At 35.3% G+C, this 25,442-nt stretch carries 19 protein-coding genes; 11 read left to right on the top strand and 8 right to left on the bottom strand.

All coding sequences use genetic code 11. The features are described 5' to 3' along the window. Nucleotides 1-78: 78 nt before the first annotated feature. The 3 genes from OQE68_RS16075 (at nucleotide 79) to OQE68_RS16085 (ending at nucleotide 4,575) form a co-directional block, all read left to right on the top strand. Nucleotides 79-624 carry an Hsp20/alpha crystallin family protein gene (locus tag OQE68_RS16075; RefSeq protein ID WP_180570535.1) on the top strand — a complete coding sequence of 182 codons (546 nt, stop codon included), beginning with the start codon at nucleotides 79-81 and terminating at the stop codon, nucleotides 622-624. A gap of 176 nt (nucleotides 625-800) precedes the next feature. Continuing rightward, a complete protein-coding gene (locus OQE68_RS16080) occupies nucleotides 801-3,143 on the top strand; it encodes a PEP/pyruvate-binding domain-containing protein (protein WP_180570536.1) in 2,343 nt (780 codons plus the stop codon). Then, complete coding sequence (locus OQE68_RS16085) at nucleotides 3,106-4,575, top strand: outer membrane protein assembly factor BamB family protein (RefSeq protein WP_266195697.1); 1,470 nt, start codon at nucleotides 3,106-3,108, stop codon at nucleotides 4,573-4,575. The genes OQE68_RS16080 and OQE68_RS16085 overlap by 38 nt, the downstream gene beginning before the upstream one ends. Here OQE68_RS16085 and OQE68_RS16090 read toward each other — a convergent pair. Then, complete coding sequence (locus OQE68_RS16090; RefSeq protein WP_180570538.1) at nucleotides 4,564-5,181, bottom strand: rhomboid family intramembrane serine protease; 618 nt, start codon at nucleotides 5,179-5,181, stop codon at nucleotides 4,564-4,566. The two genes, OQE68_RS16085 and OQE68_RS16090, sit on opposite strands and share 12 nt — an antisense overlap. Before the next feature lie 589 nt (nucleotides 5,182-5,770). Here OQE68_RS16090 and OQE68_RS16095 point away from each other — a divergent pair. After that, nucleotides 5,771-6,001 carry a hypothetical protein gene (locus tag OQE68_RS16095; RefSeq protein ID WP_180570539.1) on the top strand — a complete coding sequence of 77 codons (231 nt, stop codon included), beginning with the start codon at nucleotides 5,771-5,773 and terminating at the stop codon, nucleotides 5,999-6,001. Nucleotides 6,002-6,059: 58 nt separating this feature from the next. Here OQE68_RS16095 and OQE68_RS16100 read toward each other — a convergent pair whose 3' ends face one another. Together OQE68_RS16100 and OQE68_RS16105 are read right to left on the bottom strand one after the other, a co-directional pair. After that, nucleotides 6,060-6,797 (bottom strand): GGDEF domain-containing protein, encoded by a 738-nt coding sequence (locus OQE68_RS16100; RefSeq protein ID WP_180570540.1) that lies wholly within the window; start codon nucleotides 6,795-6,797, stop codon nucleotides 6,060-6,062. A gap of 123 nt (nucleotides 6,798-6,920) precedes the next feature. After that, a complete protein-coding gene (locus tag OQE68_RS16105; RefSeq protein ID WP_180570541.1) occupies nucleotides 6,921-7,349 on the bottom strand; it encodes a hypothetical protein in 429 nt (142 codons plus the stop codon). 703 nt (nucleotides 7,350-8,052) lie between these two features. Between OQE68_RS16105 and OQE68_RS16110 the strand changes: the two genes are divergently transcribed. After that, a complete protein-coding gene (locus OQE68_RS16110) occupies nucleotides 8,053-9,330 on the top strand; it encodes a hypothetical protein (RefSeq protein ID WP_180570542.1) in 1,278 nt (425 codons plus the stop codon). Between the two features lie 78 nt (nucleotides 9,331-9,408). Then, nucleotides 9,409-9,978 carry an FG-GAP-like repeat-containing protein gene (locus OQE68_RS16115; protein ID WP_180570543.1) on the top strand — a complete coding sequence of 190 codons (570 nt, stop codon included), beginning with the start codon at nucleotides 9,409-9,411 and terminating at the stop codon, nucleotides 9,976-9,978. 128 nt (nucleotides 9,979-10,106) lie between these two features. Here OQE68_RS16115 and OQE68_RS16120 read toward each other — a convergent pair whose 3' ends face one another. From OQE68_RS16120 to OQE68_RS16135, 4 genes are all read right to left on the bottom strand, one after another. Beyond that, complete coding sequence (locus tag OQE68_RS16120; protein WP_180570544.1) at nucleotides 10,107-11,216, bottom strand: YHYH protein; 1,110 nt, start codon at nucleotides 11,214-11,216, stop codon at nucleotides 10,107-10,109. Next, the gene (locus tag OQE68_RS16125; protein ID WP_180570545.1) at nucleotides 11,150-11,728 is read right to left on the bottom strand and encodes a HupE/UreJ family protein; all 579 of its coding nucleotides are present in this window, start codon (nucleotides 11,726-11,728) and stop codon (nucleotides 11,150-11,152) included. Before OQE68_RS16125 ends, OQE68_RS16120 begins: the two co-directional genes overlap by 67 nt. 107 nt (nucleotides 11,729-11,835) lie before the next feature. Continuing rightward, a complete protein-coding gene (locus OQE68_RS16130) occupies nucleotides 11,836-12,183 on the bottom strand; it encodes a hypothetical protein (RefSeq protein ID WP_180570546.1) in 348 nt (115 codons plus the stop codon). Nucleotides 12,184-12,228: 45 nt separating this feature from the next. Continuing rightward, nucleotides 12,229-13,215 (bottom strand): YHYH protein, encoded by a 987-nt coding sequence (locus tag OQE68_RS16135; RefSeq protein ID WP_180570547.1) that lies wholly within the window; start codon nucleotides 13,213-13,215, stop codon nucleotides 12,229-12,231. Nucleotides 13,216-13,868: 653 nt separating this feature from the next. Between OQE68_RS16135 and OQE68_RS16140 the strand changes: the two genes are divergently transcribed. From OQE68_RS16140 to OQE68_RS16155, 4 genes are all read left to right on the top strand, one after another. Next, nucleotides 13,869-15,443 carry a multicopper oxidase family protein gene (locus OQE68_RS16140; RefSeq protein WP_180570548.1) on the top strand — a complete coding sequence of 525 codons (1,575 nt, stop codon included), beginning with the start codon at nucleotides 13,869-13,871 and terminating at the stop codon, nucleotides 15,441-15,443. A 288-nt stretch (nucleotides 15,444-15,731) separates the two neighbouring features. Continuing rightward, nucleotides 15,732-17,021: a multicopper oxidase family protein gene (locus OQE68_RS16145; protein WP_266195698.1), complete on the top strand. Its 1,290-nt coding sequence runs from the start codon at nucleotides 15,732-15,734 to the stop codon at nucleotides 17,019-17,021. 321 nt (nucleotides 17,022-17,342) lie between these two features. Further along, nucleotides 17,343-18,710: an efflux RND transporter periplasmic adaptor subunit gene (locus tag OQE68_RS16150; RefSeq protein ID WP_180570550.1), complete on the top strand. Its 1,368-nt coding sequence runs from the start codon at nucleotides 17,343-17,345 to the stop codon at nucleotides 18,708-18,710. Continuing rightward, a complete protein-coding gene (locus OQE68_RS16155) occupies nucleotides 18,707-21,808 on the top strand; it encodes an efflux RND transporter permease subunit (RefSeq protein ID WP_180570551.1) in 3,102 nt (1,033 codons plus the stop codon). The genes OQE68_RS16150 and OQE68_RS16155 overlap by 4 nt, the downstream gene beginning before the upstream one ends. Nucleotides 21,809-21,831: 23 nt before the next feature. Here OQE68_RS16155 and OQE68_RS16160 read toward each other — a convergent pair whose 3' ends face one another. Further along, entirely contained in the window at nucleotides 21,832-22,641 is an 810-nt protein-coding gene (locus OQE68_RS16160) for a substrate-binding periplasmic protein (RefSeq protein WP_180570552.1), read from the bottom strand. Nucleotides 22,642-22,985: 344 nt separating this feature from the next. Here OQE68_RS16160 and OQE68_RS16165 point away from each other — a divergent pair, with 344 nt between their 5' ends. Beyond that, nucleotides 22,986-25,439 (top strand): EAL domain-containing protein, encoded by a 2,454-nt coding sequence (locus OQE68_RS16165; RefSeq protein WP_180570553.1) that lies wholly within the window; start codon nucleotides 22,986-22,988, stop codon nucleotides 25,437-25,439. The last annotated feature ends 3 nt before the right edge of the window (nucleotides 25,440-25,442 follow it).

Raw genomic sequence — 25,442 nt, forward strand, 5'->3', positions numbered from 1 at the left:
CAGTAATGTGAATGTTACTTTAAAAATACAGTTCTTTGATATAAATCAATTAAATAATTGAGTAAAGGAAACTATGTTATGAATGTTAAGGACTTAATTCCCTGGAACTGGCTTAAAAAGGAAGAAGAGCAAGAAGGTAAAAATCTCGCTATAGGAGGGGCTTATGATCCTATCGCAAACCCGTTAATTCAATTTCATAAAGAAGTTGATAGATTGTTTGACAGTATGTTCAAAGGAAGTGGCTTTCCCAGTTTTTCTGACGAATGGTCAAGGGTATCAAATAATATGTTTAAGCCTAGTATTGATATTAGTGCAAAAGATAAAGAATATTTAATAAGTGTAGAAGTACCAGGTGTTGAAGAGAAAGATATAAAGCTTGAAATGAGAGATAATACATTAATTATAAGTGGTGAAAAGAAAAATGAAAAAGAAGAAAAAGAGGAGCATCATTATCGGGTAGAACGCAGTTATGGGAAATTTCAGCGAATGCTTACAATACCAGAGGATGCGGATGCAGATGAAATTAGTGCATCATTTAAAAATGGTGTCTTATGTATAAGTCTTCCTAGGAAAGAACTAGTACAAAGCAGAACGAAGAAAATTGCAATTAAGAAAGCAAGTTAATTACTATGCCCAACCCGAATGATTTTTAGGTGAAGGTATCAGATTAAGATAACAATACCTAGAGATCATTCGTGAAGTACATATTATTAAATCATCATTACTAAGTTTAATTCAATTTCTCTACTTTTCAATAAGCGCAATTTTCTATTGGGCATGTCTATAATCAAGGAGCGATTGTGACACTGTTATATTTCAGTGATATTAATCAAAATAATAAAGATATTGGTGGTAAAGCTTTTAATCTAGCTTGCTTATATCAGAATAAACTTCCTGTACCAGAAGGTATTATATTAACCTCTTTGCCTACTAAGCAAGACGAATGGGATGAAATTTTCGATTGGTGGAATAATACAGGCTATAAGCCACTAGCTGTTAGAAGCTCTGCGAGTGATGAGGATGACAGTCAAGTAAGTTTTGCTGGGCAAAATAATAGCTACTTGAATGTGAGAGATAATCAAACTTTGCAAATAGCAGTAACTAAGTGCTTTGACTCCATAAATAAAGTTTCTTCTAAAGTATATAGGGAGCACTTTCTAGGTAAAGCAAGTAGTGGATGTATGAATGTACTTATACAAATAATGGTTAAACCAAAATTCTCGGGTGTATATTTTTCATCTGACCCTAGAGGTAAACATGCTGGTGATTTAATTGAATTCATTGAGGGGTATGGGGAGGCTTTAGTATCAGGAAAGCAAACCCCCTACAGAATTTATGGTGGAGTTCTACAAGATACTCACCCTATGTGGGAAAAAACATTCACGAATGATATCCAAAGAATGGGAACAATAGTCAAAAATTTACTGGATGTTGACGTTGATATGGAGTGGGCTATAGATGAAGAAAATCAGTTAAAACTATTACAAGCCAGACCTATTACTGCTGCATACACATACTCTACGCACTTAAGAATTGTTGAACAAGAATTAGAAAGGCTTCATCGTCAATATGATCAAGAGACAACTTGGGATGGGCAAACATTTGCTGAATGGACAGGCATACAAAGCTATATAACATATACTCTTTGGCAGAAAGCATTTTTACCACATAATGCATTTGGAGATGCATTAAAACAATTGGGTTATTTAAGTTTTGTTGATAAGGAGTTTTCTCCTCATGAATCAATTTTAGATAGGGTTTTTGGTAGAGCTTATATAAATTTAAATATGATGTTTCCATTATACTTTGGGCCTATCCCATACTCAATAAATTTGAAACCTAGGCCCCACTTGAAGTTTAGCATTAAGGAACTGACGGCTCAGTCTTTAATAAGAACCCCTCTTGCAATTTATAATATGCTAAAAGTTGGCTGGAATTTAAGCAGTAGACGTAAGTATTGGCAGGATCAATGTTTAAGAGAATTAGCGAAATTTAAGCATAAAATGGATAGACCCTATGACCCTACTATGTATCAGAGTTGGGATAACGTAGAATTATTGAAGAGGTTTGCTAAAGAATGCCATGTTTTTACTAAAAACAGTTTATTGTGGCCATTTATTTTAATTGTTCTAACAGAAGCAACTCTACATTCACTTGAAGCTATTCTCAGCAATCTGTTAGGGGAGCAGCAAGCCAAAAAAACTTTAAAACGATGGATGGCTATTGGTTTGAAAACAGTCAGCTATGAAATGAATCGGTATTTTAAAAGGGCATGTGAAGATACTAATAAACAACCATTTTTCATGGCTAGATATGGTCACCGAGGAGCAGGTGAGCTGGATCTGTCCAACCCTAGATGGGTTGAATTGGGCCAAAAAGCTTTTATTAACCTTAAAAAATCAGGCTCAACGAGTGAAGAAGTTAACTATGCTGTCGATAAAGTTGAAGATGAAATTAACGGGTTAAAAACATTTAAAAAATCGATAATTCTCCAAGAATGGCAGCTATTGAAATCTATGCTTGAGCTCAGGGAATCGTGGAAAATGGAGATATTAAAGCCTTTTGCTCACATACGATATATTGTCCAAGAAATAGGTAAAAGAAGTAAGTTGTTTGATGATATTTACTTACTGGGGGTTGATGAAATTATAAGTGATGAGATTATTTCTCCAATAAATATATCTGATAAAATTATAAGTAAAATAAAAGATAGAAAGCAGCAGTCACTTGTTTTCAAGCGTTACTCACTGCCTATGATTATTAGTTTAAGTAAACTTGATGAACTTATTTCTGGTAATTACTCAGAAGAAGTTGATTGTTTAGATGGCGAGCCAATTTCTCCTGGCTTAGTTTATGGTACTGTTAAAATAGTGAGTGATATTAGTCAATGTGATATGAATTCGTTGCCTGAAGACACGATTATTGTTGCTGAATCAACAGACCCAGGATGGACTCCCTTATTTACCAAATCAGTTGGTATTATTGTTGAAAAAGGAGGCATTTTATCTCATTCAGCTATTGTTGCAAGAGAAATGGGAATACCTGCGATTAGTGGTATTAGAGATTGTATTAATAGACTTAGAGACGGGCAAAAAATTTGTTTAGATGGAAACAATGGACATATTAGTTATGAGTTACATTAATGAAAGTGTAGAATATATACCTCTGATTGTTCCTACAGTACTTATTCCTTTCACAATGTTAAGTGTTGCAATAAGCGTAGTTGCTGCATTCATTGCAGGTTTGTTTGGGATAAAATTAAAAACTGAAGGGCCAAAACAACTGCTTGAAATTTTATTAAAGCCGAAAGTGTTATTGATAGCACTCATTGTTAATATATTAGTTTATGGAGGATACAAAAGTTACCAATATGTCCATAATTTACCATCATTTGAGTGGGTGATTAATAAACAACACCAGCCGATTCCATTAGCAGAGGTGAATTATTCTGAATTACTAAGTCGGACCAATAAGTCTCAGGAGTCCAATCTACTTCCTAAATCATTTAATTCAATAAAACAACAATGGAAAATTAAGTTGCCTATGGGATCTTTTAGGACTGGAGCTTTAAGTGGCAACTCTCTATTTTTTGGTGCCGATGATGGCTATATTCATGAGCTATCAACTAAAGATGGGCAAACATTAAGAAAATTCTTTATTGGTACTATAGTAACGCCTTCTCCGATAGTATTTAATGGGTACTTATTTGCTGGAGAGGGTACTCATGACACACATCATGCACGTATTTATAAGATTAATTTAGCTACTGGTGAACATGAAACTCGTTATTCAACAAAAGGTCATACAGAAGGGCAGCCTGTTATTGGGAAGTATCAAGGGAGAACGCTGCTATTTGCAGTTGCAGGAAGTGATGGTATACATGCAATTGATCCTCATACAATGAAGCAAGTATGGCATCAAACACCTGGTCATATGGACGCCGCTGTTAGAGTTGATCATGGTATTGTTTATGTAGGCACAGGCAGAGAAAAAGGAGATAATCAAAAACACCGTTCTTATGCAATAGCTTATGAGTTTATGACAGGAAAAGAGGTATGGAAGCATGAAATACCTGCATCTAGTTGGATGGAACCTGCAATAACCTCTCAATATGCTTGCTTCATTATGGGAGAAATTTATTTTGAAACAAAACTAGGTGGTGTAAATTGTTATGATAAAGTAACAGGTGAGCCACAATTCAGTATATTAAATAAATCTCCTGTTATTGGAATACCATTTGTATTAGATGAAGACATAATATTTAGTGATCTATCTGGGCAAGTATGTCGTATAGATACATCTAAAAGAACTAAAAAATGGTGTTTTGAGTCTAAATTATCAGGTAAGCACATGACTTCAGTATCATACGATTATGAAACAAATATTTTAGCTTATACGACAGCTAATAAAGGTATAATATTTTTAAATCCCTCAACAGGAAAACTGCTTCATCATTATTTACCTTCAGTAGAAGAAGGGCAGTGGGAAAAAACTTATGCCAGCCCTATTTCGGTTGAATCAAACTGGGTAACAGTTGATATAGAAGGTAATGTGCGAAAGCTTTCACTTGAGTAGAGTAATATACCTTAAAATAGTTTTTGAGAATAAAATTGAACTGGTAATACCTATAGAGTAGCCAATTAAATGTGGGTCAATTAGAGTATATTTGTAAGGAAATAAACTGATTATATTGGTTTGATTTAGTAGTAAAAAGCAGAAAATTGTTATACATATGACCCACTTCCTTTCTTTTAATAGATAAAATCCAAGCATTCCAAAAATTGCGGCTGATGATCCTGATAAAATTATTGGCTTTCCTGTAAAATTAAATTCATAAAACATTGCTATGATTGCTAATGAAGATAAGTGGGTTAAGAAAAATAGTAATAGTGTATTTGTTTTTCCTAGTTTTTTTTCGCATACTGAAGAGACAATGAGTAACATAATTAAGTTTGATATCAAATGCTCTGCTGATGAGTGAAAGAAAATTGATAATAAGAAAGGTAAGCCAAATGCTTCAGCCCATTCCAGAGGGTTAAATGTTAATAATTTAAGCCATTGTGATTGGGTGGTTGTACCAAATAAAGTGCTCTTTTCAAGGATGCTCCAAAAAAATAAATTAAAAGTCAGTAATACTACTGTGATAATGAAGGTTATTGAAGAGAAGGCAGCTTTGTACACATGATTTCCTTATCGTTGAAGATTAGCATATACTCTTCGCGAATGATTTTTAGGTTTTGTTACCGTCGTTCTTCACCCCAGTCATTTAGTTTATCTAAACTTCTGGGGCTTCATCGCTCGGTGGCCTCGTCTAAATAATCCTTCGCTTTGAGTATATACCACTTTATTTTTACACCTAAAAATGATTCATGATGGGTATATTATAAGCTATTTATTGCCATTTTTACCCGTCGCGAATGATTTTTAGGTTTTGTTATCATCGTTCCTAATCACCAAGGATGGTGTGAATGCAGTTAATGCATGGAGCATTTAACTGTCACCCCAATCACCTATTAATATAGGCTCATGAGGCTTCGTCGCTTGATGGCCTCACCTAAAAGTCCTACGCATTGGGTATATACTCGTAAGAAAGGTATTTAAGACTTATTGTCAGCACATATAGTACCTCATTCATCAATTGATCTTAAACAGCATTCATATTGTCTATAACGTTATAGAATGAGAAAGAGTGGCGATGAATAGTTGATAAACACTATACTTATTAGTATCCATGTTTTCACAGCATTAGTTTGTTGTAAGAGGGTGCAGCATGGCTACCCAACAAAAAAATCTTGTTAAAATTCAACATGTTGTAATGAGATTTGACCATATTGATATATACTTAATTGATGGAACACATATATACGCTCCTTTAGACTGTTTTCCCCATTTACCTAATGAAAATATACATGACAGAGCGAAATGGGAGGCAATGCGTTGGTGGGTATGGCAGCACCTGGCACATTTACGACATAATAAGCCTAAGCTTCCTAAACTCTAGTGGAAATCATTGATTTCAGATTAAATATTTTAGTAAGTAAAACTATTACAATACAATGCTAATTTGATGTTTTGCTATCAGAGCTTACAATAGCTTTGTTTCTTCCAGAATTCTTTGCTTCATATAGAGCTGTGTCTGCACGACGATATAATGAGTCGCAATTTTCACCTTGTTGTAACGAAGCAACTCCCAAAGAAATGGTTCGGCTGATTTGGTTTTGGTTATCAATTGTAACTTTTATCTTACTGACCGCTTCTCTAATACGTTCTGCCGTTTGTATTGCATGTTCTTCAGTACAAAAAGGCAGTAACACGGCAAACTCTTCGCCACCTACACGAGCAACTACTTCACTACTTCTTAGATTCTTTTGTGCCGTTTCAGATATAGCAATTAAGACTTTATCGCCAGCTGGATGCCCATAATGATCATTTACCTGTTTGAAGTGGTCAATGTCATAGATGATCAAGGATAGAGGGATCTGGTGTCGTTTAGAGGAGTTCGTTTCTTCAACAAGACGATTCTGGAAATAACGCACATTATAAAGGCCAGTTAAATGGTCTCTAATTGCCAGTTCATCTGATAAACTTTCGTTATGCCCAACATACCAGCCAAAACATGCGAAGGCAATTGTAGTACCCACCAACATATATAAATAAACACCTGTATATTCAACCAGTTCAGTCCAGATGTCAATATTTTGAAGATAGCGAATTAAAAGCCAACCTAAAGGAGCACCTGTAGCTAACACAGCCCCTTGAAATGCTCTAAAAAAAGGCTTACTCAGATGTTTGAACATGACAATAATGTGTCTTTACTCTTTATGAAAAGTATAACAATTGTTTTAAATTTATGTTGGATATGGATGGATATTTTATAAGATGAAAGGATAAAGCTGAAAATGTAATGAATCATCAGGTGGTTATAGTAAATCTCTTTTAGTATCGCAGAATATAATCACTTCATCTATAACACCCTCACAATAGGTGTCATTTTTGTTAATCTTAATACAGTGTTGTTGCTTCCAATCAGCTGCTTGTATGAAGTCACTTGCGGGTGGAATATTTTGGCAAAAATCTACATCATATTTGGCTATAGCTAGGCATTCACTTAAAAAAAAACGGTTGTGCAAAGTACATTCTATAGACTCGCAGTTAACTATCATTTCATTAACCTTATCTAAGCAAGCAAAGGAATCGGCTTCTTTGGCAAACTCACCAGCCTTATTCATAATTTCTTGAGTATCTGCTATAAACTGTTCTCCATGCTGACTCCACCAGTAGTAACCAAAGCTTGCTACAGCAATAGTTATTAATATAAGAATACCTATAATGATTAGTAGTACTTTCACTTTACTGCTCAGAAATTTTTGGTAGACTATTTTGTTAATCTAGCATCAAATAATAAAAATGATAGTTTTAGTGAATACCCTTCGCAAATGATGTTTATGTGTGTTACTAAAACATGCTGCATAATAACCTGAGTTAATCATTCTACACGCAAGATATTACAAACATTATCAACTTCAATCTTATTGATATAAGCTAGCGTCAAAAAAACAATCGTTTAAGCTATACCCATCGCGAATCATTTTTAGGTTTTGTTATCGTCGTTCCTCACTCCAATCACCTATTAATATAGACTCATGGGGATTCGTCACTTGATGGCCTCACCTAAAAACCCTTCGCTTTGGGTATATAGTATGCTTTGTTGTAAAAATGCTAATAGATGATGTTGTTTGTTGATAAGTATAGGATTCATAAAATATATATTATTTAATAGCTGTAATTGAGTACGAATATTGCGTTATTTAAATTAAAGCCTTAATTGTAAATTAGTGTAAATTTTCTTTGCTGTGAATCAGTAGATAACTATATTTGAAAAATCTTAATAGCGACTTGTTATCGTTATAATTTGTTAGAACTATTCATGCTTATATTTTGATTGTCTGTGCAAAATATGTAGCTATTGCTGATTACGTTTTTTGCTATTTTTTCTCTATAATCCATATTGGTTGGTCAGGGAATAAACTTGATTTAAAGGAATAATGAGTGATGAACGTTATAGATAATAATGCAAGGCAAGTGCTATTTGTTGTAGCTATTTTATTCAATACTCAGGCAATGTCATCATCTGTAGCTATAAATACAGATAGTAAAATTACTATTTCATCAAATGCTTATCTATTGAATAGCTATAAAAGAATAGAAGTAAATAAAGTATATAGGTTAATAGTGCCTTATCATATGTCTGTTGTATCATTTATGGGGAAACAGATAGAACTCAATGTAGTTATGAGTAAAGAGAAAGATAACTATGAACTAAAGTGTACTTCATATGCAGTTGGTAATAACAAAAGTGTTTGTGTAGTTACAATAGCTGATAAAGGTTTATACTATGCAAAATTTAAAAGTCATAATCAACATGATCGTTTTATAAATATACAGAGTCGGTATGTAAATACAGATGTCAATAAAAAATATGGATATTGTTATGAAGAAGTCATTAAGGGAGACGCCAATATTGCTGATTTGAAAAGTAAATTTAGTCGATATAATTGGTTGCAAACAATTATGTCAGTTTATGATAGGCGTTGGCAAAGTGGTGTTAAGCTAGTTAAAGCTCAAGCAAATGACCCTTATTTTTCTCAGTTTGTAAATAAGACAAATTTTAACAAAATGGCTGAATCTCTTATGGTTGCTATTCATGAAGAAACGCATATGTATGATCTTGACCCTAGTCGAACGGATTGGGAGCAGCAATTAACAGCATATGTTAATCAGCATTGGCAACCTAAAGTACCTATTCATGGAGGATTTCCACGTAGAGAAATTATCCCTTTATTAGAGTCAAATGTGACTAAACCATGGGATGATTTGTACTTGAGAGATCGCACCCAGGGTAGCTATTTAATGCAGGGTGTATTGAGTGAGCTTAATGCAGGGCTAACAGGATTGGTTGGTGTTGCTGTTGTAGGTGAATATATCGATGGATATGGTGCTAGTAATGCAATGGATAGTGCAGCGGCTTATATGTATCATTTACAACTTTATTTAAGACAAGCTAAGAAAATGCATTCTAGTTATTATAATAAAATAAAATCAGAAGAGCTTTTTAGAGACTTTATTCTAATTCAATGGCTTAGATTACACTATTATATCCAGCTAGCAAAAGGTTTTTCTATATTAGGTACCGATTACCAAGAAATTTTAGAATTATTATATAGACCTAATAACATCAAAGTTATAGAGGATATTACGGGTCACTCACTACAGTTAGATGGAGATAAAAGCTGCTTGTCCAGTGATGATCCATTTGAACCACCATTTTAAATATATAAATGAAGTTTTTGTGCAGTAATAAAACTAACCTCTAATGATAAATGGACTTTATACTGTAAGGACTACACAATGAATAATAATTTAACAAAATCATTTGCTTTGATCTTATCATCATGTATAGCTAGTATTGTATTTGCGGATAATAATATTCTACATGATCTGAATGAGGGAGATCCGCTTGTATACAGCAACGCTGACCAACCTAATGACCCTAAAGACAAAAAGAGAAAACCAAAGAGACCGCCACCTTTACCTCAACAAGTATTTGTAGATGTCAATGGTGATGGAAGTCTCGATAAAGTTGCTTGGGGTTCACCAAGGCATTCTTTATCAGTCACCTTTTTAGGCTATGGCGATGGAACATTTATTAAAAAAGGGTTGTTTCATGGTGATAAACATCTGCCTAAAAAAGCACCTAAAATCCTCAACTTTGCTGATGTCACAAATGATGGTAGAGCTGATAAAATAGTGACTGTTATGCCTCCTATGAAGAAGCCTCGGCCAAGACCTGATGATCATGATGCAACTGCAGATCCTCATCCAAAACCTAAACCAAAACATCCACCTAAAACACTAGTTTATTTAGGTATGGCTGATGGGACTTTCTCAAAAAGGCCAATGGGTATTACAAATGATTAGTTGCTAGGATAAAGAGTAGACTTAAGTAGGATAATTCATCAGATCTATCATTATCTGTTGAATTATCCTAGACTACATATTCAATTATACTGGAAAAACCTTCATTCAGACCAATTGGATAGGCGCTACTACTCAATAGAAAAAGAGTGTTTTGCGCTAGCACCTTTTAGGCAGGGCGGTGTATTTGGAATTGCTTTATTAGATGCATGATAGTGATATACACCAAAAGGATACTCAAGAGTTGGACCAAAGTGACCATTACATTGATCATATTTAGTTTGTGTCATACCAGGTAAGTCTTTATCTGCATAAAGAGGATACCCATCCATTGCATAGCCAAGAAGTGCATATGAATCTTGGCTAACATTAGAGCAAAAGACATCATAAATATTATTCTTCTTTAACACATGGTTTATTGTTTCAGGCTGCATATGAAAGTGGTAATAGCCGGAGGGGTCCACATGTCCGCCACATGGATCGATAGCTGGAACATTACCTGCTACTCCAGTACCTCCATCTGGCAATGGTGCTCCATTAATGACCGAAGGTGCAGGGCCTTCTATAGGGATGCCGTTTAAGGTAAATCCGACCATATCAAATACAGTATTATTAGGTGAAGGTACTGCTAAATCAGTAGGAAATACTGGAATAGTATAAGTAATGACTAAACTATCATCACGTTCTGCTTCAAAACAATAATTGAATTCACTATCAGTATTTTTGGGAAGGCTTATTCTTATATTGCCTTCATCATCGACTATATCAAAACCATCATTTTCCATAGACTCAAAAAATTGCCTTTTAAGTGCCTGAAAACCTGGATTTGTTATGCCATCGTAGTTATATAATCCACCGATATTATCTAGTGTTTTCGGGCAATAAGGCCCATCTGCTATGGGATTACTGTTAAAAGAAAATTGATAACAAACAGTAGACAGATTATTTTCTAGGATGCATGGAATAACTAAAACTTGTTTGACAAATGGAATTCTTGTTATAACGGAGTCAAGTAGATGTTTGCTTATTGCTATTGATGAGTTGTCAGCATCAGTAGAGAACGAGCTAGTTAATATAAATAAGCCAAAGAAGATAGAATTAACATGAATAGACTTTATGCTTATATTCTGAAAAGACAAAGTTGTACTCGCTTTGTGCTGAAAAATATCAAGGCTTAAGAAATAATAAGATGAAATCCAATTCCTGCGATAGATGCACCAATATAACGAAGCAGCTGCCATCCTTGTTTTATTTTTGAGGCACTAATGCCGATCAAAACACCAATAATATGAATGCCTGCTGTACCAATAATAAATCCAACAGCGTATAACTGTGGTTCCGCTAAAAATGGCATCTCAGTACCATGGGCATGCCCATGAAAAATGGCAAATATTCCAACAAAAAAAATTGTTATGATAACGGGGATTTTCTTGTCCGCAGCAAGGGCAACACCCAAAATAAGTACTGAAAATGCTATACCTAGTTCTACAGAGACTAATGCTACTTCATTTATTCCAAGTATCCCTCCCATTAGCATAAAGCTGACAAAGGCTAAAGGAATTGTCCAAATAGTATTTCCTCCTATTTGAGCACTTAAAATCCCTACACTCAACATCGCTAATAAATGATCAAAGCCAAGCACTGGATGGGCTAAGCCTGCACCAAAGCCTCCTCCAAATCCTCCTTCGTGACTATAACCTATATTAGGGTAAAAAATTAAACTACTTAGTAAAGCACCAACTATTTTTTTCATATTAAAGTGACTATAAATATAATAGGAAGCCTGTTACAAACAGTGGCAACAGGCATGTATATATACCCTATATTTTGAGGGGGTATATGGCTATTTCATTACGTTAATTAATTTGATTGAGGTCTTACAGTTGATATTCGCTTAATAGTGCACCGTTCTCTAAAGTATTTATCCTCCTCCATTAGCACAATATCAACGGGCGTTTCATTTTTAAAAGCTGTTAAGGCAAATTTAATGAGATGCTGTCTATCTTCTGTATTTCTGATAGCTGCACGAGTAATATCACAATTTGGTGAATTATAGCCACCTTCAATCTGTATTTGAACAAGATTAGAGTGGATATCATCGTCAGGTCCAGAAAAGCTAATGCCTGTAATTTTACCTGATGCGTTAGTTAAAGAATGAGCTGATAATAAAAAAGCCATTATTGCAATATTAGCTAATTTTTTCTTCATTATTGAATTCCTTTTATATTGTTAGCGCATTTATTGCTGTGTAAATTATTCAATAACCAGTTGATCTTTAGCAAGATTGCCTTTTAGACAGGTTGGTATGTTTACTGGTGAGTTGATATCTGCATGATAATGATATTCCCCCCAAGGATAGTGCAAAGTAGGGCTGATATGTCCATTGCACTCATCAAGATCTGTAGGGGGTATTCCTGTAAATTCGAAACTGCCATAAATAGGAAAACCGTCCATTGCATAACCAATTAAGTCTGAGTCGAATTTTTGATGCACTCCCTGACATTGGGTGTCATAAATATGGTTTTTTATAAATATGTTATTTATTGTTTCTGGAAATATATGTGAGTGATAGAAACCTTCATTTATATGTCCACCACACGGGTCTAATGCAGGGATACTCCCCCCACGTTGACCATCAGGTCCTGTGACCACAGAAGGAGGCAAGCCATTGATAGGTAATCCAATCAGTGAAAGCCCAACTATATTTGATGCACTACTCATTGGTGTTGGTTCTGCAGCATAACTTGGATATGCTGGAATATAATAGGTCAATTTTAAACTGTAGTCATGCTCTGCTTCAATACAGTAGGCATATTTAGGATTAGGGGGTTGTCCTGGTATTGCTAATGTAAATCGAATATTGCCTTGGTCATCAACAATGTCGTAACCATCTTTTTCCATGTCTTCAAAAAGATCTCTTTTCAGCACTCTTAGACCAGGGTTGGTTTTGCCATCATAAATATAAATACCCCCTACATCATTTATTGTTTTAGGGCAGTAAGGCCCATCTTTTATAGGATTACTCTTCACTGAAAGCTCAAAACACAATGCTTCTTGATTGTTTTCAAGTGTGCAATTCACTAGAGATATATTTTTTAAGAAGTGTTCTGTATTGAAATATGCTGGATTAAGGACTACGGATTGAGGTGTATAAGTGTTTACTATTGGTTTGGCGTTGCTAATCTCTGTAAATACAGTAGAAATAAAAACTATATTTAATAGTTTGTAAAAATTATTCATGCGAATTTCCTTATGTCCATCTTATTATATTTTAACTACGCTTAAGCTTTGCATGATAAGATGATGGTAATATACAATATAAAACTTCTGATTTATTATGCACTTAATATCAACAAGGTATAAAACAGTCAAATGCCTTTACGTAATATTTACACTGATGCATTAGTTGCATGACTCCTAAAAGTAATAAAGCAAGCATATAACCTAATAGGCTTATATGCTGTAAAATATATGTCATGCATTGGTAATGCTTGGTTGATTGTAAAGCTTATTGATGGTGTTTGATTAATTTGCTAATAATTTTATTCCGGTAGTGGTTTGATATATGCTAGTGCAAATATTGGTTTACTCAATTGGCTTTAAAGTAGTCTGCTTTATAGTAAGGTTTATTTTTGTAAGTATAATCTGGCTAGGTTGAAAAATCTGCAATTAAAAAAATAAATGAAAAATAGGTCGCTATATTTTATAAATAACTAGTATACCCAGAGTGTAGGGTATATCTCTTTAGAGCTGTTGGTTTTTGTCTGAATTTTTGTGGCTTTGCTTTTTTCTGAAAGGGTTTTTGAAAGGGCTTTTGAAAGTCAGTTGATGGATATTTCTGAAAGTTTTTTGAGTTAACATAGTGTTTATTGAAAATATTAAGGACAACAAAGATGAAACGTCGTACTTTTGTCAAAGGACTAAGTTTTGGATTGACTGCTGTATCAGCAGGTACCGCTGCTGTAAACCTTTTAAGTTCAGCTGAATCTCTTAAAGCAAGTCAATTAAAAGCAATAAGTGACTACAATCAACTGAATATTCCTCCACTGCTTGAGAATCCCTATTCTACACGTTATAAAGTTCCTCCTATGTATGTTCAGGATACATTTCATGAATTTTATCCTGGTAAACCCGCTAGTGCCGTAGGAATTTCTACATTATATAGCCAGTGTTCTTATTTAGGTCCCACTATAAAGGTTAAAAGAGGTGACATTGTTGATTTTGAAATGTACAACTTCCGTCAAGAGGAAGTGACCAATCACTGGCATGGTCTGCATATACCTGGTTATATAGATGGGGGGCCTCATCAAGTTATTAATGTTGGTGAGAAACTGTGTACAACGATGCATATTAATCAAGAGGCATCAACGAACTGGTATCATTCACATACTTGTGAAAAAACAGCCGAACAGGTATATATGGGGCATGCAGGTATGTTTATCATTGAGGATGAGCATTCAAAAGCCCTTGGGCTGCCTGACCTATATGGCGTAAATGATATCCCTGTTATCTTTCAAGATAAAATAATTGATGACACTGGTCAGCAAATATATGACACGAGAGGAAAGCCTGTATTCCTTGGGGATAAATATTTAGTCAATGGTACCTTAAACCCCTATAGTATTGTGCCACCAGGATGGGTAAGGCTTAGAATTCTCAATGCATCAAATGGTAGAGATTTTGAAATTTTCTTTTTGGATGAGCGTCCATTTTGGGTTATAGCTTCAGATGGTGGTTTTTTAAATCAGCCAGTTAAAAAAGACAGTTTATTAATACCACCAGGTGAACGGTTTGAAATTATGGTTAACTTTACGGGTGAGCCTGGCATTATCAGTAATTTTTATGCTAAAACAATCATTGATTTGCAATATGAAGAAGAGTTTGAACTATTATGTTTGGTAACAAGTACTGTCCCTGGCCCGCTTGCAACTTTGCCAGAGCAGTTAAGGCATGAATTCATTGATTGGGAAACAGCTGCAGCTAATGCTCCATCGGTAACCAGGAAGTTTAATTTGAGTGCAAGTGCAGATATGTCTGAACATTACATTAATGATAAGCTATTTGATATGCGAGTGATTAATCATGCAATTCCTATCGATACTTATGAGGTTTGGGAAATAACCTCGACAAGTGGTCCTCATCCGTTTCATGTTCATGGTTGTTCATTTTTAATTTTATCGATTAATGATAAACCTCCTGGTATGGAGTATCGTGGTTGGAAAGACGTAGTACATCATACTCCGCCAGATATACCGCCGGGTACACAACCAGAAGCTGGACAGGTATTCTCTGCAAAAATTTTGATAAAATTTAGCTACCCAACATATCGTAACCCTAATAATCCTGTTAAGGGTAAAGAAGCCGCTAAGGTATTAGCTAATCATATGCCTTATATGTACCATTGTCATTTTTTAGAGCATGAGGATAAGGGAATGATGGGACAGTTTACAGTTTATCATGATAAGTGAAATAATCTTGTTGAAAGAAAAATAAAAACAAGCTCTATATGGGGAAGTGAAATGGATCGACGGCAGTTTTTCACTGTTGTTTCAGGTGTAGGGTTATTAAGTGCTTTCTATTCTTGTAGTCGACAGAAAAATGGTGATATTAAGTATGAAATTACAAGTAACGATAACTTACTATTTATTCCGCCATTACTATATGAACCACTAGCTGACTTTTATCAGCTACCAGATATATTGATTAGGAATACTTATCATCACTTTTTTTCTCAACAAGCGTCGACAGCGATTGGAATGTCAACTAGTCAGCAAACAGTCAGTTATTTAGGTCCTACGATTAAATTTAAACGAGGTGATGTTGTTGGAATAAAAGTCAAGAACCAAACGAATGAGATCACCATGAATCACTGGCATGGTTTGCATATTCCTAGCAATGTTGATGGTAGTCCTCATCAAATGATAAGCCCAGGAGAAAGTTGGAGGGTGACCATGCATATCCAACAGGAAGCAGCAACTTGCTGGTATCATCCTCTTAACTATAGTGTAGGATCAAAACAGCTTTACTCAGGATATGCTGGAATGATTATTATCGAAGATGAGCATAGTATGTCCTTAAATTTACCTACTACTTATGGCCTTGATGATATACCACTTATTTTTCAAGACAAAAACTTTAATGTAGAAGGCCAACAAATATACAATAGTCAGCCTGGTAAGCTCTTTAAGGGAGATACGTTAGTAGTCAATGGAACAGTTAATCCCTATATATCAGTTGCACCTGGTTGGATTCGACTTAGATTATTAAATGCATCTAATAGCCGTATCTTTGAACTTTCATTATCTGAAAAAAAAGCGTTTTATAAAATTGCTTCTGATGGAGGACTATTAAATGAACCTGTAGCAATGACAGCAGTAACACTTGCTCCTGAAGAACGGTGTGAAATTATGCTTTTTTTGAAGGAAAAACAAAATAATATTGCTATGTTGGCCATTGATAAAGTAGACACTAGTTTTTCAATGGTTGCTCTTAAAATAAAAGTTGAAGATATTGCATGTACTGAAACTGTACTACCAAATCAGCTAAGATCAAGCAAACTAACGGTTAACTATGCATTAGCTAATTTACTTCCAGTTAACAAACAGATAAATATACAATCCAATAACTTATCTAGTGAGCAATTTAAAAGTAATATGCTATTCGCTGCTGATAAAATTGAAAACAACTCAACACGAGAAGAAAACGAAATTTGGGAAATATCATTATCAGGTGTTTACTCTTTTCATGTGTACGGTGGGTCATTTTTAATAATTAGTATTGATGGGCAAGAGCCAGAGGTTGACTATAGCGGGTGGCAAGATACGCTGATTTTCTCTAAAAATTTAGCTAGACTAAAGGCTATCCAAAAAATAAAAATATTGATAAGGTTTAATTTTTATACTTATCGTCAAGGTGTTAATCGTTTTCAGGCGGGAATCCATCCTTCAAACCTAAAACTCCATGTTCCTTATTTATATTACTGCCGCTCTTTAGAACAAAGTGGTGTCAGTAAAATCGGCCAATTTTCTGTGACAGATAAGGTTTGAAATTTATATACATGCTTAGCTATTTTAATAAGTGTAAAAATTTCGTAAATTCTATTGAAACAGTATTATTTTAACCAACATAATCAGTTACTTGTGAGATTTGATTAAGTTTCTTGAGTCCCTTAACCCGTTCACTGATCGGCTGTGATCTATACCTAGTGAACGGGCTTTTTTCATTTCATATTCTACCTGTAATAAAATTTTAGCTAATATTACTTATACATGGATAAGTTCCTCTAGGGTGTTGATGAAATATTGGACTATATTACGTTGCAGGTGCTTTTTCCATTGCTAAAGGAATGAATTTGCTGGAGTGTATGAATGCTGAATAAATGGTTGAAGAGTAAATTTAGTTTACCTCTTATTGCTATTGCTGGGTTAACCTTGGCAGCTTTAGCTGTTAAGCAAAAGCCCGAAATTGTTCGTGCTGAACAAACAAAAGTATCTCGTAAGGTTTGGTATATTGATGTTGAAGAAATACCGCTTAAAGCAAGAGCAATAGGCTATGGTACTGTTCAGCCGGAAACAACATTAGCAGCTAATGCACAAGTAGCAGGAAAAGTTGTATATGTTCATCCTGATTTAAAGAAAGGAGGTAGTATCAATAAAGGAGTAAAAGTACTTCAGATTGATACTACTGACTATGAGCTATCAATTAGTCAAGCGAAGGCAAACCTGGCTGTCTATCAGGCTAATTTAAAGGAACTGGAAGTTGAAAAGCAAAATACCCAAATCCTACGCGAAATTGCCAAGCGTAACTATGAAATAGGAAAAAGTGAACTTGAGCGTAAAAAGCAATTACATAAACAACAATCAGTGTCACAGTCAACGGTGGACATGGAAGAACAGAAAGTTCTTGCATTACAAGAGCAGTTCCAAAGCTTACAAAACACCTTGACTACTTTGCCCAGCCGCCGAGCAGTCATTGAAGCTCAAATTATGCAAGCTAGTGCACAATTGAAAGAACAACAAAAAAATCTAGAACGTACGACAATTACAATGCCGTTTAAAGGGCGCATTGGAGAAGTTCATATTGACTTAGATGAATATGTTAATACTGGAGCAAAGCTGTTTGATGCAAGCAATATTGGTCGTGTGGAAATTCATGCTCAATTACCTATGAAACACGCCAGGGCGTTAGTGCTTGGCGTGGATCGTTCAATTCTAACGAGGGAGCCTCCATCCCCTCAAAAGCTTTTACAAGCTCTTAACCTTGATGTCACTGTACGATTAGTGGGAACTCTAAAAAAAGCCAGTTGGAAAGCAAAAGCTGTTCGCCTTGGTGAAGAGATAGATCAAACCAGTCGTACAGTATCTTTTATTGTGGTAGTAGACAGTAGTTATGAAAAAGGTATTCCGGGGGAACGACCACCGTTGTTAAAAGGAATGTATACCGAAGTTGAGTTTCAGTCAGCAGCACAACCTCGGATAGTGGTTCCCCGGCAAGCCATTCACCAGGGAAAGGCTTATCTTGCTAGTAAAGATAATACTTTACAAATAAAGCTGGTAAAAATTGAGTTTTTTCAAGGTGAATTAGTAGTCATTGCTGAAGGAGTGCAGCCTGGTGATAGGTTAGTAACAAGTGATGTGATTCCTGCTGTTTCAGGCATGCAATTGAATTTGGCGCATAATGAAAAGCTCCAAGAGACCATTAAGTTATTAGCAAGTGGTAAAGGAGATTTTAAATGATCCGGTATTTTGCTAGCCATCCTACCGCTGCGAATGTATTAATGTGGGTGTTTTTGCTGCTTGGTATGGTGGCTATACCCAGTATGAAAAAAGAAACCTTTCCAGTCATTGAGAAGTACGAAGTAGAAGTATCGGTAGCCTATCCTGGCGCTAGTGCAAGCGACGTCGAAGAAGGTATATGTCAACCGTTGGAGGATGCAACTGATGGTATCAACTATATGGAGGAAAAAAGCTGTGAAGCAAAAAACAGCACAGGAATAATGACGTTAAAAATGCAGGAGCAGGGAGATATGCTCCAGTTTATTGATGATATTAATCGAGCCGTTGATGGTATTGACAGCTTTCCAGAGGATGCAGAAGATCCAATTGTTCAAGAATTAAATTTAACCAGTCAAGTGATTAGTATTGCTGTTAGTGCCGATACGTCCAGTACAGAGCTAAAATATCTAGCTGAATATTATAAAAGCAAGTTGCTTCAACAACCCAATATTCCCATTGTCGATATTCAAGGATTCTCTGATAGGTTATTAAAAATAGAAGTTGAAGATTATAATCTTCAAAAATATGGCTTAAGTATCAATAGCCTGGCGGATATCATTAAGTCACAAGCGCTTGATTTACCAACGGGTGAGCTGGAAACAAAATATGGTAATCATCAAATAAAGTTTGTGGATCTAAGAAGAACACCAGATCAATTAGAAGAATTAGTAATTATCTCAGGTGAGCAGGGTGGCGAAGTTAGGCTAGGAGATATTGCAAAAGTCACAGATACATTTGAGAATAAAGAAGAGAAAATTACTTTTAATGGTAAACCTTCGGCAATTATTAAAATAAGTAAAAATAAGGCGGATGATAGCCTAAAAATATTAGATGCAGTTACTCAATTTGTTGAAGCAGAAAATGCTAAGTTGCCTGAAGGGGTTAAGCTGTACCTTACTGAAGACTCAACCTCTATAGTCAAAGATCGCTTACAATTGCTTATTACCAATAGTTGGCAAGGCATTATTTTAGTTATATTGGCATTATTTTTATTTTTTAGTGCTCGTTATACTTTTTGGGTGGCCATGGGGCTGCCAGTTTCATTTATGGCTAGCTTTATGGTGATATCTGCATTTGGTGTATCAATTAATATGATATCGATGGTAGGGATGTTAATTGCTATTGGTATATTAATGGATGACGCTATTGTTATCTCAGAAAGCATTGCTACAGAGTATAAAAAAGGATTGTCACCATTAGATGCAGCAGTGGCAGGTGTGGGCCGGGTAGCAAAGGGTATCTTGTCGTCGTTTGTTACTACTATCCTTATTTTTGGTGGGTTGTTATTTTTAAAGGGTGATATTGGACAAGTCCTCAAGGTATTACCTATTGTATTGATTTCGGTTCTTACTGTTAGTTTAATTGAAGCATTTTTGATTTTACCCCACCATTTAAAGCAGTCGCTAGATAGGCAGCAGTATAACCAAAAAAGTACTTCAGGTTGGCGACAGACGTTTTCTAATATATTTGAAAGGTTTCGAGAAAAAGTTGGTCGGTTAGCAGATTTGTCGGTAAAGTTTCGTTATGCATTTGTTGGTTTGACCTTTGCTATTTTGTTCTTAACTGTTAGCTTGATACCGGCAGGTGTCGTAAAATTTAAAGGCTTTCCTGATATTGATGGAGATATTATTCAAGCACTTATTTTATTGCCCCAGGGAACACCGCTTGAAAAAACAGAAAGTGTAGTAGAACAGGTAATAAAAGGGCTGAAAGCAACAAGCATGGAATTAAGTGTTAACGAAAATGAGTCGTTGGTACGTAATATTAGGGTAGATTTTAATAAAAATTCAGAAGCTTATGAGTCGGGTACCCATATAGCCACAGTCAGTGTGGATTTGCTATCTGCAGAAATACGCAATACAAATATCACTACTTTTGCTCGTACGTGGCGGGAAAAGGTGGGAGATATACCTGATATTATATCACTACAGTATAAAGAGCCTTCGCGTGGCCCTGCAGGGCGGCCAATAAAAATTCGACTTCAGGGAGATAGCCTGGAAGAGCTATCAAGCGTATCTAATGCATTACAAAACTGGCTACGAGGATACCCTGGTGTTGTTGATGTGGCAGATGATTTAAGGCCTGGTATGCCAGAGTTTTCAGTTAACTTGCAGGAGGGGGTCTTAGGGATAGGAATTAATGCTCAAGACTTATCGCAACAGTTACGAGCAGCTTATCAAGGAATTAAGGTAGATGAAATACAGTACCAGAATGAAAGCTATGAAATAAAAGTGATGCTTGCTGATGAGTCAAAGAATACCTTAACTGATTTTGACTATATGACAATTATTCACCCTCAAACCAAGCAAGCGATACCTTTAGCCGCCATCGCCAATATTGAGCAAACCCGTTCTTATGCAAGAATAAATAGATTAAATAATATACGTACCGTAACCGTGTATGGTGAGATAGAAGCCGATGTTGCTAATGCTACTGAAATTGTTATGGATACTCGGCGAAAGCTATTTCCTAAATTGGCAAAGCAGTATCCTGAAGTTAAACTGCTTGTTGAGGGTGAAAGTAAAAATAATAAAACGACAGGTGATTCTTTTGCTAAAGCTTTTTTATTAGGAATTGTAGGTATTTTCTTTTTATTAAGTTTACAATTTAGGAATTATATTGAGCCGATTATTGTACTAGTGGCGATTCCACTTTCACTAATCGGCGTTATTTGGGGGCATTATTTTTTAGGACTCGATCTGACCATGCCAAGTGTAATGGGATTTGTTTCTTTAGCAGGTATTGTTATCAATAATTCCATTTTACTAGTAGAATTTGTCAAACTACGAGTGAGGGAAGGGATGAGTGTTCATGATGCAGCAAGCCAGGCAACACGGGATCGATTCAGAGCAATTTTTCTTACTTCTTTAACAACCGTGATGGGGATGTTACCGTTACTATTTGAAACTAGCTTTCAAGCAAAAATTTTAATACCACTAGTTGCAAGCATTACCTTTGGTCTTATTACCTCAACAGTGTTAGTTTTGATAGTATTACCTGCTTTGTATTCAATCCTTGAAGATTTTGGAGTAACTAGAATTGAGGTTGTTGAGTCATAACAAACAGAGTGGAGACTGTATAATTATTCAGAATACTTTTTAATAATACGGTCATAAGTTCCATCTTGTTTTATATCAGTGATAACTTGCGTTACTTTATTTACATAAGAGGGGTCTTTTAGACGTTTTTTTGAAAAAGCAAGATGGACAGGCCAGCTGGTGACTAAAAATACTTTTTGATTTGTTTTAATTATTTCTACTTGGTCTCGTACCCCAATAAGCTTCGCGTTATAAGCCACTACAAGTCGATCTCCCACGAAAATATCGAACCGTGATTTAAGCAGCATATGTAGAGCTTGTTCATATTTATCCACTGTAGTTACGCTCATAAATCGTTGCTCATTAATAACTTTTTGCATTGGGCCGTACACATACCCACGCATGACGCCTAAATTGATTTTATCAGCATTTGAGTAACTGCTATCAATCTGGAAGCGATTTCCTTTTTTGACAAATAAAACATTTTCTTCAGAGGTTAAATGGAGTTTTGGAAAATATAGAAATTTTAACCGTTCATTATTTATTCCTGCACAACAAATGGCTTCAACATCACCAGCTTCTACTACTTGTAGTGCTCGTTTCCATGGGTAAAACTCAAATTTTATTTCACGATTTAAGCGGCGTGCGACTTCACGTATAAGTTCTACTGTTGATCCAGTATGCTGTTTATTTGGATCTTCTTGATAAATAACTAATGGGGGATCAACACTGGTGGCAACAGTCAATGGTTCTCCTAAAGTATTTAAGCTTAATGAAATGAGTATGCTAATAGATATAACAATCAGCAACAGATTTTTAATTGCTATATTTTGGTTGTATGAATACATAATCATAAGTCAATCTAATTTGGGAGTATAATGACTCATAGATGTTATCTAGGTTAATACTAGCTCATCAGGTTGTATGTTGTGCTTCTATACCCTTCACAAATAATTTTTAGGTTTTGTTATCTTCACTCCTTGCCCTAAAGTAGGATGGTTTTATTTGATGATTATAAGTTTTTATATGAAACTGGACTTGTTGTTTTATTAATTGATAGAGAATATCTTCACAAAATAGTAATTGCTAATAATGAAAAATTATAATTACAATAGTTTTGAAGGTTAACTATAATCTCTTTTCTCGATAGCTGATATAGACTCTAAGAAGCATATAAAATTTATTTGTCTGAGCAGAAGTGTTTGAACTAACGAAAGTCATGGATATTCCTACTTTTCTTAAGATTCGTTCTACAGGGTTAGGTAGAAAGCTGCTTTTTTTAATAATTCTTGCAAGCTCTATTATCACTTTATTTCTTACTATCACCCAGCTTTATCTTGATTATCGAGTAGATAGAGGACTGTTAGATGAACGATTTGCAGAAGTAGAGCAAAGCCATATTCCTAGCTTAATTTCTAATATTTGGCTATTAAACAAAGATATAGTGATTTCCCAGCTAGAAGGTGTAAATAGCCTACCTGACTTTGTTCATACCGAACTCTTGGATGATAAAGGTAATTTATTCCATCATGTAGGAGAGAAAGCAGGGAAATATTTGATAAAAAAGGAATGGCCTTTAGTTTATGATAGCCCTCAAGGAGAAAGACAAATTGGTGTATTAGTCGTGTGGGCTACATTAGACAACATATATAGCCGACTATTGGATAAAGTATTCGTTATTCTTGCTTCTCAAGCAGTTAAAACTTTTCTTGTCTCTGGGGTAATTCTTTTTATTATTTTTACGGTAGTTACTTATCGATTGGGTATTGTTTCCAACTTTCTAGCTAAATGGGATCCCACATCAGATGAGCTCCCCCCTAAGATAGATACTAAAAAACGAAAAAAAACAGATGAATTAGATGACTTAGTGACAATAATTGAAGCCATGCGTACTCGTTTAAGTCATTCGTTTGAAAAAATGCAAAAGCTATTTGATGATGTGCAAAAACAAAAGAATCAGCTAAAGAGCGTGTTTGATGGATCTAGTGATATTATTTTAGTTCTTAACATTAAGAAACAAATAGTGAGTGCTTGTAATCGGAGGGCGTGGCAAGCTTTGGGGTATCAAGAGAAAGACTTAATTGAACAACCTATTGAAAAGCTGTTTCCTAGTAGTTTTAAAGAGATTCCCATATTTAATAATGAAGGGAAAACTGACGATGAAATTATTGAAGCAAAGGAGTTGAGGCTTTCTGCAAAAGGGGGGCACTTTATTCCTGTAGAAATAGTAAGCTCCGTGATAGAGTATCATGATCAACCACACTTATTAGTGCTTGGGCGTGATATTAGTGAACGTAAAATTCAAGAAGCCAAAATTAACCGAATGGCTTGGTATGATAGCTTGACTGGGCTACCTAATCGAGCGCTTATTCGAGACCGCATTCATCAGGCTTTATTGCATAATAAACGCCATGCTGACTATAGTGGTGTACTGTTTGTGGATTTGGATTATTTTAAAGATATCAATGACTCTTTAGGGCATAATATTGGGGATCAATTATTAATAGAAGTTAGCCAGCGTTTGAAGGATGTGGTTAGAGAAGAAGATTCTGTCGGGCGCTTAGGAGGAGATGAATTTATTATTTTGCTAAATAATCTAGGCCTTGCTGAGTCTGTGGCAAGAAAGTCATTAGCTGTTGTTGCTAATAAATTATGTAATTCATTAGCAGACCCATTTTATATAGAAAATAATAAGCTATCTGTTACCGCTAGTATGGGAGGAGCTTTGTCTCCAATCGATGGTGAGGATGTTGATGAATTATTGCGTCGAGCTGACTTGTCAATGTATAAATCAAAAGAAGCAGGTCGAAACCATTTTACAATGTATACCAATGACCTTGATGCTATATCTTCTAAACGATTAAATTTGTTTGTTGCTTTACGAGAGGCTACCCATAATCAGGAGTTTGTCCTTTTTTATCAACCTATAATTGATATGCAGACCAATCAGGTGGTTAGTGTTGAAGCTTTGATCCGTTGGAATAAAGGTGGTGTGATGGTCTCCCCCAGTGGATTTATTACTCAGCTGAGTGAAACAGGTTTGATTATACCGGTGGGGGGATGGGCAATAGAAACAGCATGTCGGGAAATGATGACCCAGTTAAAAGCAGGAAATAATCAACGACAAATTTCGATAGCGGTAAATGTTAGCCCTGTTCAGTTTGGTAGTGAAGGATTTTTAGAACACTTGAAAAAAGTATTAACTATAACTGGTTTGCCACCCCACTTATTAGTATTAGAGGTAACTGAGGATTTAACTATTGATGACTCCACTAGTGCAATTGAAATGTTGCATAAGATTCGTGAGTTGGGAGTAAAACTGGCCTTAGATGATTTTGGTACTGGTTACTCTTCTCTTTCTTATTTGAAACGACTACCTGCCTCAAAATTAAAAATAGATCAGAGCTTTACCCGGGATATGTTAATTGACCCTGATGACAAAGCGATAGTTTCAACCATTATATCTATTGCTAAAGAATTAAAACTTGAAGTAGTGGCGGAGGGGGTTGAACAGCTAGAGCATGCTGAAACACTGATTCACATGGGTTGTGAGCAAGCTCAGGGTTTTTACTTTATGAAACCTCAAGCCTCTTTAAGAAAAGCAATGTTAATGGAACTGCCTGTTCAACTTAAAAAAGTACAAAATAACTAAGTT

It is taken from the genome of Spartinivicinus marinus, from assembly GCF_026309355.1.
GTDB lineage: Bacteria > Pseudomonadota > Gammaproteobacteria > Pseudomonadales > Zooshikellaceae > Spartinivicinus > Spartinivicinus marinus.